Below are 14,243 nucleotides of genomic sequence, written 5' to 3'. Positions count from 1 at the left end.
AAAAATCAAAGTCAGGGGAATCGTGTAGACGACATGGCAATTAAGTTTTTTCAACTGTTCGCCGCGGTCTAAAAACAGATATTCTGGCTGGGTGCGTCCGCTGGGTTTGAGGGAGGCATCGAGGCGATCGAGGTTGTCAACAATGACTGCGAGCCCTTTTTTCCCTTGCTGCTTAAGTTCGGCGTTAGCTTTGTTGAGAAGTTCTTCGTTGATCGACTGCAAAATGCTGTTGGTGCGGGGTTCGAGATATTGCCTGAGTTGCGATCGCAGTTTGGGAGAGTCTTTAGTTTTAGCGGTAACTCTAGCAATGCCTACAGATAACTCGGCTTCCGCTGACAAATCTATGGGAGTCTGCAAAAATTCTGCTACTTCTGCAAACAGATTTGTAAAATAGCTCGGTCTGAGTTTGATTTTAGCCGATTCCATAGTTTCGCTGACTTGGCGCGCAATGCTCAGCAAAATATCGCTGATGTCTACATCACCCATGTCTAAGTCTTGGGAAGACTCGAAGTAGACGACGCAAAAACCCTCTTGCTCTAACTCAGCTTTCAGCCGAAACAATTCCGTAGATTTGCCACAGCCGATATGTCCTGTAAATAGCTGACAGGTTGGCTCGTTGGGGGAGATCCGAGTAATGGTTCGCTGTAAAGATTCAATGATTTTGCCGCCACGCACGGAACCAAAATCAATGTAGTATTGATAATCCCCTGGGTCTCCAGCAACAAGGGTCTTGCTCGGGTTGCAGGCTTTATAGAATCTGTCTAATTCGAGTGCGATCACAATAGAAGCCGACTAAAAGTTAAAAAAGTTAATCGAAAGTCTAAACTTTCTTTGCCTGAGTTTAGTTTGATTTGTAACCTTTTGCACTGTGGGGTAATGCCCTAAATACCCAAAGAACCTGGAGCTGGTAAGGGGTTTTCCCGGCGCTGGAATTGGAAATTCTTAATTAAAACTTTTGAATTACCTAGCGGGCTCAGTGATATTACTGATCTTGGCAGGAGTCAGGGTAAATTTGTGGGGATCTGGTTAAATGGTAGGGGAAAACAGGGTTCAAGAGAGAGATTAAACAGTTTTGAATTTGTGCTAATCCTTAATTACTATATTGTCAAGACGTAGATGGCTAGTTTTGGAGCGGTTTCTCAAACAGAGTTAGGGCGCAGGCGCCAAAAGTTGCGGCAGCAGAGGCGCGCTCGATTGGCGGCTGTTGTGTGGCAAATGCTGGCAGCAAGCGCAATGGCTGGGGGTTTGCTGTGGTGGATTGCTCAGCCTGCTTGGTTAATTGCCCGATCGGAACAAGTGAAGGTGGAGGGCAATCAGTGGCTGTCGGATAAGGCGGTGCGGTCTTTGGTGCCGCTGTCTTACCCGCAGTCGCTGTGGGGGATTCAACCACAGGCGCTAGCCCAAAAGCTGGAGTCAACGGGGCCCATCGCCCAAGCGAAGGTGACTCGTAACTTGTTTCCGCCGAGTTTGACGATAGAAGTGGCAGAACGCCTGCCGGTGGCGGTGGCCCAGCCGACTGCGGCGTTGAGATCGAACAGTGACAAGGAAAAAGTGGGGTGGCTGGACGCTCGCGGAGGTTGGATGCCGTCGGATAGTTATACTGCTGTACGATCGCAGAATAGTTCGATCGGACCCGGCAGCATTCCGGGAACGCAGCCTCAGCGTTCTTTGCCAACTTTAAAAGTCATCGGGCCTTTGGAACAGTATCGCGCCTATTGGCCGAAGTTTTACCAAGGACTCAGCGGCTTGACGGTGAAAGTGTTTGAGATTAATTGGCAAAACCCGAACAACTTGATCTTGAAAACAGAGATCGGTACCGTACACTTAGGGCCCTACAGTTCCAGGACTGCGGAGCAACTTAAGGTTTTAGACCGAATGCGACAATTGCCAAAACAGCTAGATTCAAGCAAAATAGCCTACATTGACTTGAAAAATCCTGCTTCGCCGATCGTCCATTTGCCAGGACTCCCCCCCAGTTTGGAGAGTTCCACTCCCGCACCCACTCGCGCCCAGAATTGATTGTCTGTCCACAGAAGGTAGAAGGTATCGATCGGCCCGCAGAATTTTTACCCCTCCTGAGCAATACGCAGGGCTTGAAATAAGGAGAGTTTTTTGATATCCCTCCACGTATGGAAAAAACAATCAGATTGTTCTTTCCATACCCATGCGGGAACGGCTAGTATCCCTTTTTTTTCCTTCTGCCTTGCGTACAAGTGCCTTGATGGGCTCAAGCACCTTGATGGCGTCAAGCGAGGTCTGGGCTAGCGAGACCGGCCAAATCCGAGATTGCTAACATTAAGCATCGACCAGTGTTAGTTTTTCGCGCAACTTAGCCTATAGTTGATTGTGAATTGGCGTTTAGTTAACAAGCTGTAATCTACTATCCCCGACTCTAATGAAGCTTAATAATAGACAGGGGTCTGACCAAGACAGTCCCCCTTCGGAAGAAGTAAAAAATTTTCCGGTGGCTGCAGATTCCGCCAATCCGTTTAGACGCAAGTCTGGTTATGTAAATGTAGATAGTATTGATATCGATCCTATGGTCAATCCCAAAGACATAATGCCCAGCAGTGCCGCCAAAATCAAAGTAATTGGCGTCGGCGGTGGTGGGGGCAACGCCGTTAACCGGATGATTGCTAGCGAGGTTTCTGGTGTCGAGTTTTGGTGCGTGAATACAGATTCCCAAGCTCTGGTTCTCTCAAATGCTCCGAAACGCTTGCAAGTAGGACAGAAGTTGACGCGCGGTTTGGGCGCGGGGGGCAATCCGGCAATCGGTCAAAAGGCTGCGGAGGAATCTCGTGACGAGGTTGCTAATGCTCTGAATCATGCGGATTTGGTGTTTATCACAGCCGGCATGGGCGGCGGTACGGGCACGGGCGCGGCTCCTATCGTGGCTGAGGTCGCTAAGGAAATGGGCGCCTTGACTGTGGGCATAGTGACGCGGCCTTTTACGTTTGAGGGACGGCGGCGCACCAGCCAAGCTGAGGAAGGGATTGCGGCTTTGCAAACTCGGGTGGATACGCTGATCGTAATTCCTAACGACAAGCTGCTGTCTGTGATTTCCGAACAAATGCCTGTACAAGAGGCTTTTCGAGTTGCTGACGATATCCTGCGCCAAGGGGTTCAGGGTATTTCTGACATTATTACTATTCCCGGTTTGGTGAATGTTGACTTTGCTGACGTGCGGGCAGTAATGGCGGATGCGGGTTCGGCTTTGATGGGCATCGGCGTGGGTTCTGGCAAGTCGCGGGCTAGGGAGGCGGCGATGCAGGCTATTTCTTCGCCTCTGCTGGAAGCTTCGTCTATTGAGGGCGCTAGAGGTGTGGTGTTTAACATCACTGGCGGTACTGACATGACGCTGCACGAGGTGAATGCGGCTGCTGAGACGATTTACGAGGTTGTCGATCCGAATGCCAATATTATTTTTGGAGCGGTGATTGACGAGCGGCTTCAGGGCGAAATTAAGATTACTGTGATCGCTACTGGTTTTTCGGGGGAAGTTCCTTCGCCTCCGACTCCGGGGCGGACGCAAAATGTTAATGCTCCTTGGCGGGCTGCAACTGTGCCGACGACTCCTGCTCAACAGACGCCTGATCCGAAAGCGAAACCGCCGCAGGATTTGGGATTGGATATTCCTGAGTTTTTGCGTAACCGTCGCCCGCCAAGATAAATGTGGATTTGGGATTTTGGATGGCGGATCAAATCTCAAATCTCAAATCTCAAATCTCAAATTTCTAGGGTTTGGCCTGGTTCAGGTTCGAGGAGTTGGGTGGATAGTCCCGATTTTGCTAGTAAATCGCGAAATTCGGGAATGCTGCCGACCGATCGCACTAACATTGGTAAAATGCCTGTGGCTCGGATGTCTCCCGCCGCTGTAGGCAGAAAAAACCGAGGTTTGAGAGTTTGGGCGAGGCCGAGGGCTTCAGAAGGGCCGATGATGACTTGGCCGAGGAATGGGAAGATTTGACCGATGACTGGGGCGATAGCTACGTCTACTGTGTCTATTTTCTGTTTGACTTTTTCTAAGGGTGGCAGGTGCGGTTCGTAATAAAGTGTCTCGCCACTGCTTAAATCTTTGAGCAAATAGCCGTTTTCTTCTTGTCCGGGCCCGATTTCGGCTCCGGGTACGGCAGTAATTTGTAACTTTTCTTTAAAATTTAACTCTTGCCAATTTGCTAAAGATGTGATAGTGGTGTAGCCTAAACTGCTGAGGACTTTGGCGGCGGTGGGTGAGGCGATCGCGGGAATTGTGCGATCGAGCTGTTCGAGTGTTGGTCTGTGACAGTGGTCGTCTAATCCTTGGGAAATCAGGATGAGGTCGATCGGCGGTAAGGTGCTGGGAGTGAAGGCGACGGGGGTGTTGTGGTAGGCGGTGAACAGCCAGGGTTGACCGTAAAATACGAGCGGATCGACCAGCCAGGGATCGACGAGGATGGTTTGGCCTGCGATGTGGAAGATCCAAGAGTTGAGGTCGATTCGGGTGACTTTCACAGTTGTTTGCAATAATTCTTTACATTTGGTTTAATCATAGCTAATTTTGTTTGGGAATTTTAACTCCTTCGGAAGCACAGGCGGGACGCCCGTGCCACGATGAACCCAGATATTATTGGGATGTGTCTGTGTTTATCTGCGGTTGAAAAAAGATGATTAAATCGAAGATTCCTGTGGCTTTGACTGTGGCTGGTTCTGATAGCGGTGGCGGGGCCGGAATTCAGGCGGATTTGCGGACTTTTGCGTTTCACTGTGTGCACGGTACGAGTGCTTTGACTTGCGTGACGGCTCAAAATACTTTGGGGGTGATGCGAGTTGATGCTTTGTCTGCGGAGGCTGTGGCAGCTCAAATTGAGGCGGTGGTTGGGGATATTGGGGTGCACGCTGTGAAAACTGGGATGCTGCTGAATCGGGAAATTATGGCGGCGGTGGCTTTACAGGTGGAAGCTTTGGGAATAGGGAATTTGGTTGTCGATCCGGTGATGGTTTCACGATCGGGCGATCGATTGATTGATGACGGGGCGATCGCATTTTTGCGGGATGTTTTGATTCCAATGGCTGCTGTCGTGACTCCGAATCGGTTTGAGGCTCAGATTTTGAGCGGTTTGGAGATTGTTTCTCTAGACGATATGCGGGCGGCGGCGCAGCAGATTTACCGTTTGGGTGCGAAAGCTGTTTTGGTGAAGGGCGGCGGGATGGCGGGAGATTTGCGGGGAATTGATGTTTGGTTTGACGGTACGCGGTTGGATGTGTTGAAGACTGAGACTGTTGATACTGGGAATACTCACGGGACTGGTTGTACTTTGAGTGCTGCGATCGCCGCTAATTTGGCTTTGGGGAAAGATTTGTTTACAGCGGTGACATTAGCTAAGAATTATGTTACTACTGCTCTCAAATATGCTTTGGATATTGGGGAAGGCCAAGGGCCAGTAGGTCATTTTTTCCCGCTTTTACTGAAGTAAATTGTGAAAACTCCTCCCTTCTTTTCCCTTCTTCCTTCGCGCCCTTTGCGTCTTCGCGGTTCGTTTAATTTCTTAATTTTTCAGGCGATAAAGCGATCGCCACCAAGTCTTCGATTTTCTTAATATTCGGATCGCCGGCCAAATAACCAATCCCTCGGTGCAAGTGCAGGCGAAACTGTTTGGCTAGAGTTTCTTTTTCTGTGCCTAAATTATCTTGGTGACAGCGCTGCTTGAGGGCAATTATCAAGATATCGGCCATGTCACCGCCGAAAACATCCCAGCTTAATTCGACGTTGCTGTCGCTGGGAATTGGTACTGGCGATGGGATGCTGGGTTCGGCGAGCGATCGGCAAAAACCCCAGCGGCAGAGGATGTTCCACTGATCGATTTTTGTCGATCGTTTCAGTTTTGATAGTTGGTCTTTGCCTGTTTGGGAGAGGCGGATGCGATCGAGTGGTGGTTCCATGAGTTTGAGAGTGTTTGGTATATTGTAAAAAGTGTTAATATTGGGGAAGCAAACCCTCTAGATAACTGGAAATAATTAACATTTTTTTTACACGGCGCGACTTGATTAAATTGTTTTTTTTTGGTATTTTGATTGTAGTAGGATTTATACTTAATAATCGGATACTGGCTAAAATAAAATTTTCGCAACCATCCCATTATGCTATATATACTACCGCAACACCAGGCCAAAGTCAAGGGGTTGCGGCTATTTTTTAGGGCGAATTTTTATTCCCAGAAGTAACCTTTTTCGACGGTGGTTTGGTGTTTGGCGGAGTCGTATTTGAGGAGGTAGCTGTGGGCGATCGCCTCTAATTCTTGGAGTTTTTCGTATTCTATTTTTCTAATTTCCGTGTCGGTAGAAAGCAGGATGACTTGGTGGCTGGCCGAGGGGAAATAGCGTTCGACTAGGTTGTTTCTGTGGGAGGAGTCGAGGCGGCCCAAGGGAGTGTCGATCGCCACTGGCAATTGTCTCCCGGATACTCTAGCCAATCCCCACAAAAAGGCGATCGCCAGCAATTGTTTTTCCCCGGCTGAAAGTCGGTGTTTGGGTACCGGTTTGCCTTCTGGATCGTAAATGGAGAGGCTAAATGTTTGAGTGTCGATCGCAACTCTGTGCACGAGGTCGGTTTTGTGCAACAGGTAGCGGAAACAGTCGGTAATTTCTATTTCGAGTTTGTTGAGTTTTTTGAGGGTTAGTTTTTCTTTAAAGAGTTTCAGGGTGGCTTGGGCTTTGGCGATCGAAGCGATGACGTGTTGGCTGTTTCTGATGGTGATGTATTCGCTGCTGTAGTTTTCTAGTTCTTTTTGGTTTTTGGCTAATTCTCTCTCTAATTCATCGACGCGGCGGTTGGCTGATTCCAAGGCGGCGGCTGCGATAGCGACTGCTTTTTGGGCTTTCCTGACTTCTTCTTCTAGTTTTTCGTAGGCTTCCGGGGAAGCTGCGGCTGCGAGTTGTCTGTCTGTAAAGTCGATTTCTGCTTCGATGCTTTTGATTTCTTCTATTTGGTCGCGGGCTAGAATTTGCTGGGCTTTGATTTGGTAGCTAAGGAGGTTTTCTAGTTGCTGGATGCTGTTTTTGTCGGCGTTCATCCAGGGCGGGGCGTCTGTTCCGGCTTGCTGTTCTAGTTCTTGGTTTTCTTGGCGGATGAAGTCTTGAATTTTATCTAGCTGTTGGGGGTTTAACGAGATTTCTGCGATGTAGTTGAGGAGGCGATCGCTTCTTTGTTTGATAACATTTTGGGCAATCTTTGCTTGCTGCTGGCTGGCTTCTGTTTCTGCTTGAATTTTGGCTTCGGTTAGCAAGGGCGAAATTAAGGCGAGTGGTAGCGTATTTGACGCCAATTCCATCATGGCTTGACGGCTTTTTTCTGCCTGATTTCTGTAGTCGTTTAGCTGTCTGTCTAGTTGACTGCGATCGGCGGCAATTTTCCCGCCTTCATAAATAAACTTTTCTGATGCTTGTTGCTGATTTTTTTGAGATTTATCTAATTCGTTTTTAAAGCTGGCTTGTTCTTGCTTAGCTAACTCTATTTCATCAGAAATTTTCTGAAAAGTTTGTTCGATTTTTTCTAAAGCAGCCAAGTCTTTTTTGCCAGCAATTTCTTTCCGCTTGCGGCCGGCTAAAATTTCTAAATCGACGGCGAGGCGTTCTGCTAATTCTAAACCTAAAAGAGATTTAATCGCCCCGACCACAAACTCCGGCGGTGTTTCGAGTTCGGCGAGTTCTTTCACTTGTTCGCCGTCAAACAGAAATAGGTTGGATATTCCGACGGGCAAAAGGGTTTCGATGTATTCGTCCCAGGTGTTAGTAATTGCTTTGTCCGACCACCAATCGCTGACAATCTCGCTGTAGATGAGAATGCTTAAGTTGTCTTTGATATCTAATTTTTTCCAGTATCTAACTATTTTAAATTGAGCTAATTTGTCGTCTTGGACTTGTTCAAATGTTAGTTCGACGCGGGTATCTTCTAATGGGGGAGTGTGGCGGTTGACGCATTGATTGAGAAAGTCGCTGTAGCTTAAATTGCCTCTGGTGGAACATTGGGCTCGGCCGCCGTAGAGGGCGAGGCGAATGGCGTCCATGAGGGTGGTTTTGCCGCCGCCATTCATGCCGCCAAATAAAATGACTGGGCAGGGATTTCTGTCTTTTTCGGGGCGGAGATTGATGGTTTGGGTGCCTGCATAGGGGCCGAAGTTTTGGAGGACGAGTTCGAGGAATTGCATTGTAGATGTATATGTTGTTGGTTGGTGGGGGGGCGGTTAGCAACGGATTTTGTAGCGGATTTAACGGATGGGTTGTTGGTGGGGGGCGGTTAGCAGCGGATTTAACGGATGGGTTGTTGGTGGGGGGCGGTTAGCAGCGGATTTAACGGATGGGTTGTTGGTGGATGGCGGTTAGCAGCGGATTTAACGGATGGGTGGTTGGTGGGGTGGTGGTTAGCAGCGGATTTGGTAATCAGCCACTAATCATCCGTTACATCCGTTACAAAATCCGTTGCTAACCGTCCCCCCCTTTGCTACCAATCGATGACATCTGTTGAATCTTCCTGTTGGTTTTCGGGCTGAATGCTGGAAGGTAAGGGGAGTTCCGCATCTGTTTCTTCATAGGTTCCTGAACTTCCTCTTGTCCAACCCATGCCACTTGTTTTCGGCGTCCACAAGTATGGTTGAATGTGTTTCTGCCAACCTTGTACAGATTTTGGTGGGAGGATGCAGTGATATTCTAATTTGCTGCGTCCAAAGTTTATAAATAAACCTACTTCCGCTTCTGTAGCTGCTACGTAAGCTATTATTTGAGCTTTATCTTTATCGGTCATTGGATAATTTACGGCTTTATCCTCTACTACAATACCTTCATTCACCCAATGGTCTAGATACAGGATTCCCATCCAAACTTCACCGTCGTAAATTTGTCTGGGATACTCCATTTCTGTTGTTAAACCGGATTCTATCATTTCTGCATCAAAGGCTCTTTGGTAATGTTTCTCTCTTAAACCTTTTTGCGTCCTCCGGTGTACTCTCATTGCACAGCCGATGATGCTGTATGTAAGATTCTGATGGGGAATATTAGGATTAATCATGGTCGTAAAAATTTTGTAATTTCAACGATGAGGGTTGGGTAATAATGAGGTTAATTGACAGCCTATTGTATCCGATCGCTCGGCGGGGTGGCTGTCAACAAGTTTGGGTTTAACCGCAGGCTAGCGCGTGCTAATCGCTAGGTTTTTCCTCTCCTGAATTTGGCGGTGAAAATTTAATATCCGCCCAAGATAGCTGTCTGCTTTGATTGCTATTGCTTTCGAGTTCTTCTTTAAGTTTGGCAATATCAACGGTATCGTTTTTGGCGGAACTGTTAGTTTGGGCGATCGCATCTTTGAATTGCTGAATGTTTTCGGTCGGATTTGCTTTGATATCTTCCACCGCTTTTTTTAAATTGCGTTGATAGTGGGCGTTGCCAATTGCTTCTTCCTTCGATCGCGAACTGGTTTCAAAGCATTTGTCCAAATCGGCGTAAATGCCTGTACGGCGGGGCTTCGTGTAGTATTGGCGTTCTGTATCCAGGAGTTTTGCCATCAATTCGAGGTGCATTTTGTCCTCGCTGCAAATCTCTTCGATCGCAGTCCATTCATCGCTACCTAGGAGTTTTCTTTCAGCAGCGGGACGGGAATCTTCAAAAGGTTCGCCCGTGACTTCTTCGTAAATCCGGGGCAAAGAGTCGTCAAATTCATGCTTTTCTTCCAGCCAAATGCGGCGGATTTCGCTAAGTTCTTCTGGGGTAATTAAGGTGATATCGCGCATTTCTAGGGGTGCGGTTTTGCGGATGTGGGTTTGTGCTTCCAAGACTCGTCTCAGCCAGTGTTCTCGCCAGAATTTGGTGTACGGCCCTGGGATGGGTTCGACGGAGGTTGTGTCGTCGCCCATGTTGCGTTCAAACAGTTCTACTCTACCGTAGATGCGACGGAAGTCTCTTTTATCGCGATCGTTTTTAATGTCTAATTCGTTGCGAATATCGAGAAGAGGCTGCATCCATTCTTTTTCTTCATCGTTTTGAATCATTGCCTCCATAGATTTATCTTGGCTTACCATTGTGCAAACCCAGCAGCCAAAGCGAGAACTGCCGCAGCTAGGGGTAGAAGTATCGACAACTAAAGGACATTCATTGTCGGCTGTTGCACCTCGATACATGGTAAATAAATCTTTGTTGCTATTTTCCCAAGGATTAGCCCACTGATTTAGATAAATCCAGACTTCATCAGTTCGCCAATCTTCTATGGGACTATAAATTAGGGAATTAGGCAGACTAGGATTCTGATAAAGCAGAGATTTAATGGAACTAGAATTATTATTTAGACGGTCACTCATGCGACCTATTTCATGTTTCTCCATTGAAACCGCGCGTTTAATGCTTTCAGCTTTGCGAGTACCCAATATAAGAATTACTTCTCCATTGATTCTAACCATATCACGAACAAACCGATTAGAAGGAAGGATTTTCAGGCGTTCAGTACACCAGCGAAATCCATGTCTCGGTGCTGGGTAGCCTTTTCCGATCAAGTTTACCCAGAAAGTATCTTTGACCTCTGGATAAAGCATATAAGGTTCTATTGGTAACTTGTGCTCTATAGCAGCAAACTTCATCCGTTTTAATGACTGACGTACCCAAGTAGAAACTATCGGATTTTCTACAAGTGTATCTGTTGTGATTACATAGATTTTTTTCGTTCTTTTTTCAGGTGGCAATTCTGCTATCGCATACCAGATAAGCTGCACTACGCTAGTGCTGTCTTTTCCGCCGGAATATCCTAAAACCCAAGGTATATCATCTAAACAATATAACTCTTTAATTTCTTTACTTAATTTTTCGATTTCTGCCACTAACTCACTAACACTACGGGGTGGAAAGAGTGGTATTTTCATTGTTTCTGTCATGTCTTCAACCTCAGTTAGTTAATTAAGCTCTAAATACATTCAGCCGATGCCACTGTAGCGATTCAAGTCTTGGTAGATATTGTTCAGCAGTTGGCAATAGAATAGTTTGACTATGAAAATCTTTCATTGGCTTGGCATTGGGAGATTCCTCTTCTAAGTCATTAGCAACGATAATTCTGTAATTATCATCTATAGCAAACCAACCCTGGTCAAAAGCCCAATGATGATTTTTACACAATGATATCCCATTATTAATTTGATTATCATAAAATTTTGAAAACGGCTTAATATGTGAGCCATCTACAATATTTTGAGTTATATTCCTCATGACTTTCAATCGACAAAATGCACACTTGTAATCATAGGTATGTACTACTGCTTTCCTAAAAAAAGCATTCCTAACAGCAGATTTGGTTAAATAAAATCTCGGTTTTCCGTCCAAACTTCCTGCTGAGTCTGACAGTTCTCTTTCTGTCTCAGTAACTTTTTCAAAGTCTTGATTAACTTGCAAAATATCTCCAAGATCGTCCCTATTTAATGAAAACCATGTCGCAATCAGTGTATCTATTAATTCCGATCTAGAATTTTGGTCTTGAAGTAAATCGAATAATTCATTATCCCAACTAGCGTATTCTACAGCTTCTCTTAGCTTGTTAGTTGTTTTAGGCTTTGAACCATTAAATCCAGACTTTAATTTTTTATGCCAGAAACCATCGCCTTCCAAATGCCAAAATGGATAGTACAAACCACGGTTGTGAGATTCAGAACCTAAGATATCCCAATATTTGTTAAATGTTTTAATCAAGTCGTCGGAAACATAAACTTGATTATCTCTAATTATTCCTTGAGCAATTAGATCGATGATTGATAATAGTAATATTGGTTTATGATTAGCTTTACCACGTTGGCGTGTATTACTTACATTAAGAGCGGCAAAACGTTGTCGATAGTATGCTAAATTCTTATTTTGGGACTCTTCTCCTGTAGCCATTTCCTCCTCCCGCTATGATTAAATACAATCAGACCTAAAATTTTACACTATTGTCAACAGAGAGTTAAGCGCCACAAGGCACAACCATAACGCAGAAACTACACAATTTAAGCAGTGTCATCAGACTAAAAATTTATTTTATAGCCTAAACTGGTGATAATTATATCACTGTCCGCGTGCATCTGCGGTTCAAAAAATCATATCTCCCACCCAAAATCAAATATGTCCTACAGCGACTTCAAAACCATCGACCAAGCCGTCTCAACCCTGGATCTAACCGTTGAAGATATTCCCCACTTATTCAGCCAAATTACCCCCCTCGCACCTTCAGAACGCCTCACACAAACTCTAGACGAAGCTTTAGACTTAGCCTCAAGTATCAGCACCGAAAAAGCGCGCTCGGAATTAATCCTCACTCCCATTCTACTCGAAATACGGCGCACTTTTAATAACAAAATTGGCTACTTTTCTGGCAACACATTTAACGTAGAAGAGAGCAAAGGGTTAACCGGGGCTTGTGACTTTCTCCTCAGCGCATCGAGCAATCAATCATTGGTAACTGCCCCAGTCTTCTTGACATTGGTAGAAGCAAAAGACAACGATATTAGAATAGGCTTGGGACAGTGTGCGGCTCAGATGGCAGCAGCTCAAATATTTAATGCCCGCAAAGGGCAAGAACAATTCGCAATATATGGATCAGTTTCAACTGGTACAAACTGGAAATTCCTAATTCTAGAAAATCAGTTGTTAAAAATTGATTTGACTGAATATTTTATTACTCAGCTAGACCAAATCTTGGGCATTCTTGCAGAACCATTCAGACGCTATTTTAATTAGCCTAGTTTTTGGTGGCATTTTGGCGCTGCCATTACAAACGCCGATGGGCCGGGCGTCTCGCCTGTGCTGCATCTGCGGTTTCCAAACCCAACCGCTTTTTCAAATAATCAGTCATCCAACTAACACTCGCCCTCGACTTAGAAATCCCGCCTTTCAACAAAATCCCACCCTCCCAATCAGGATTAGAAATCGACCAATCAACCTGCTGCAAAAGGCTCAAACGTTCCTCCCAACTCTCAGGAAAAACCGACAGCAAAGCCGCCCCAACTTCCCCCAAACTCTCAAGCACAACACTGTGACAGTGTACGCAATCCCGGCGCATTTCCCCCGCCGCTACTTGCTTGTGCAGAACTAATTGCCAATCTGGAATAAAACTGCTAACCCCATTCCAATAACTAACCGCCAGTTGTATTTTTTGAGCAAGTTCTTCCTCTTTCTGTTCTTTTTTGCTGCGAGAACGAGAGGGTTTTGCCTGTTCGCTGCGGTGAATATTAGACAGCAAAGTCATGATAGCACGATCGATCGCACTCAGCGTAAACAATTTGTGCGATCGCCCGTTCAGACTCCCCCTCTCCATCTCAGTCAAACACCGGAAAACCTCAACCTGCTTAACAACAGCCTTCACCACAAAAGCGCGATCGTCCCGGTGGTTGTAAAGTAGACTTAGTGACGCCTCCAAAGGAACTTGAAAACCGTTCAAATCAGCAAACATCTGCTGCGATTTTTCCAACCCAATATCGAGAAACAAAATCAGCGCCACCGTCTCATAGCCCAACTGCGGATTTTCCCTCAAAGCCATCTCAAAAGCCGCCCGGCGATGCTGTCCGTCATTAATAGTAAACTTAGCATCCATCGGCACTCGCAAGCGACCAATTTTCCGTTCTTCGGCCTCATTTCCCACAGCTTCAAAAGTAATATCCGCATCAATCGAAGCAGCAATTGCCCCGCAAGTATAATTTGTAGGATTCTTAACAAAATAATCAGCAATTTCGGGAATCCTAGCTTTGTTAAGCGCGCGTTTCGCCCGCATAGACGGCGGCAAATCTTCAGATTCAAAGGGAAACAATTTCGGTAAAAAACGCACCGGACACATCGACACGTAATATTCGCGGCCCGCTTGAATTCCCCGGATCACCGGCAAAATGTATTCAAAGGAAGGAGTAGACATATTTGAGAATGGGGCATTGGGAATGGGGCATGGGGCATGGGGCATGGGGCATGGGGCATGGGGCATGGGGCATGGCACAGAAATTAGGCATTAATAGCTATTGACTTTTTGCAAGTTTTATGAAATTCAGGTGGTCTAGTAGGGCATAACTTAAGTATTTCACAAGGTTTTTTTAAAAACAAGTGTTGACATAAACTTTAATATATGATATTTTTTGAAAAAATAGCCTTATTATATAAAAACCGCCGATGAACACCAACCCAGCGGATGACCTCGCTAGCAAAATTTTAGAAAAAGAAAATAGCGACAGACAGGAAATCGCACTTTTATTAGATAATTATTTAGGAAAGGACGATCG

The 14,243-nt window shown here is 45.9% G+C and carries 13 protein-coding genes; 5 read left to right on the top strand and 8 right to left on the bottom strand.

Features of this window, described 5'->3' with window-relative positions; all coding sequences use genetic code 11:
- The coding region (locus QUA38_RS07205) for a P-loop NTPase fold protein (RefSeq protein WP_445305032.1) at nt 1-777 on the bottom strand (777 nt) is incomplete at its 3' end.
- Between the two features lie 339 nt (nt 778-1,116).
- On the opposite strand from QUA38_RS07205, the gene QUA38_RS07200 reads away from it, so the two are divergent.
- Together QUA38_RS07200 and ftsZ are read left to right on the top strand one after the other, a co-directional pair.
- Entirely contained in the window at nt 1,117-2,019 is a 903-nt protein-coding gene (locus QUA38_RS07200; protein WP_333160433.1) for an FtsQ-type POTRA domain-containing protein, read from the top strand.
- 376 nt (nt 2,020-2,395) lie between these two features.
- Entirely contained in the window at nt 2,396-3,670 is a 1,275-nt protein-coding gene (gene ftsZ / locus QUA38_RS07195; protein ID WP_190660599.1) for a cell division protein FtsZ, read from the top strand.
- 56 nt (nt 3,671-3,726) lie between these two features.
- Here the strand turns inward: ftsZ and QUA38_RS07190 are convergent, their stop codons facing one another.
- A complete protein-coding gene (locus QUA38_RS07190; protein ID WP_333160430.1) occupies nt 3,727-4,491 on the bottom strand; it encodes an MBL fold metallo-hydrolase in 765 nt (254 codons plus the stop codon).
- Between the two features lie 152 nt (nt 4,492-4,643).
- On the opposite strand from QUA38_RS07190, the gene thiD reads away from it, so the two are divergent.
- Nucleotides 4,644-5,453 (top strand): bifunctional hydroxymethylpyrimidine kinase/phosphomethylpyrimidine kinase, encoded by an 810-nt coding sequence (gene thiD / locus QUA38_RS07185; protein WP_333160428.1) that lies wholly within the window; start codon nt 4,644-4,646, stop codon nt 5,451-5,453.
- A 64-nt stretch (nt 5,454-5,517) separates the two neighbouring features.
- Here the strand turns inward: thiD and dndE are convergent, their stop codons facing one another.
- Together dndE and dndD are read right to left on the bottom strand one after the other, a co-directional pair.
- Nucleotides 5,518-5,919 carry a DNA sulfur modification protein DndE gene (gene dndE, locus QUA38_RS07180; protein ID WP_172191399.1) on the bottom strand — a complete coding sequence of 134 codons (402 nt, stop codon included), beginning with the start codon at nt 5,917-5,919 and terminating at the stop codon, nt 5,518-5,520.
- A gap of 266 nt (nt 5,920-6,185) precedes the next feature.
- Complete coding sequence (gene dndD / locus QUA38_RS07175) at nt 6,186-8,183, bottom strand: DNA sulfur modification protein DndD (RefSeq protein ID WP_333160426.1); 1,998 nt, start codon at nt 8,181-8,183, stop codon at nt 6,186-6,188.
- Between the two features lie 108 nt (nt 8,184-8,291).
- Here dndD and QUA38_RS07170 point away from each other — a divergent pair, with 108 nt between their 5' ends.
- Nucleotides 8,292-8,426 carry a hypothetical protein gene (locus tag QUA38_RS07170; protein ID WP_333160424.1) on the top strand — a complete coding sequence of 45 codons (135 nt, stop codon included), beginning with the start codon at nt 8,292-8,294 and terminating at the stop codon, nt 8,424-8,426.
- A 50-nt stretch (nt 8,427-8,476) separates the two neighbouring features.
- Here the strand turns inward: QUA38_RS07170 and QUA38_RS07165 are convergent, their stop codons facing one another.
- From QUA38_RS07165 to QUA38_RS07155, 3 genes are all read right to left on the bottom strand, one after another.
- On the bottom strand, nt 8,477-9,040 hold the full coding sequence (locus tag QUA38_RS07165) for a GxxExxY protein (protein ID WP_333160422.1): 564 nt from the start codon (nt 9,038-9,040) through the stop codon (nt 8,477-8,479).
- Nucleotides 9,041-9,170: 130 nt separating this feature from the next.
- Nucleotides 9,171-10,889: a DNA phosphorothioation system sulfurtransferase DndC gene (gene dndC / locus QUA38_RS07160; RefSeq protein ID WP_333160420.1), complete on the bottom strand. Its 1,719-nt coding sequence runs from the start codon at nt 10,887-10,889 to the stop codon at nt 9,171-9,173.
- Between the two features lie 22 nt (nt 10,890-10,911).
- The gene (locus tag QUA38_RS07155; protein WP_333160419.1) at nt 10,912-11,880 is read right to left on the bottom strand and encodes an HNH endonuclease; all 969 of its coding nucleotides are present in this window, start codon (nt 11,878-11,880) and stop codon (nt 10,912-10,914) included.
- A gap of 222 nt (nt 11,881-12,102) precedes the next feature.
- On the opposite strand from QUA38_RS07155, the gene QUA38_RS07150 reads away from it, so the two are divergent.
- Complete coding sequence (locus QUA38_RS07150) at nt 12,103-12,717, top strand: hypothetical protein (RefSeq protein WP_333160417.1); 615 nt, start codon at nt 12,103-12,105, stop codon at nt 12,715-12,717.
- Nucleotides 12,718-12,748: 31 nt separating this feature from the next.
- Here the strand turns inward: QUA38_RS07150 and dndB are convergent, their stop codons facing one another.
- Complete coding sequence (gene dndB / locus QUA38_RS07145) at nt 12,749-13,885, bottom strand: DNA sulfur modification protein DndB (RefSeq protein WP_333160415.1); 1,137 nt, start codon at nt 13,883-13,885, stop codon at nt 12,749-12,751.
- Between the last annotated feature and the right edge of the window lie 358 nt (nt 13,886-14,243).

The organism is Microcoleus sp. Pol12B4, assembly GCF_036701385.1.
Lineage (GTDB): Bacteria > Cyanobacteriota > Cyanobacteriia > Cyanobacteriales > Microcoleaceae > Microcoleus.
Note: the sequence above shows the minus strand (reverse complement) of the source record. Positions and strands in the feature narration are given on the sequence as shown.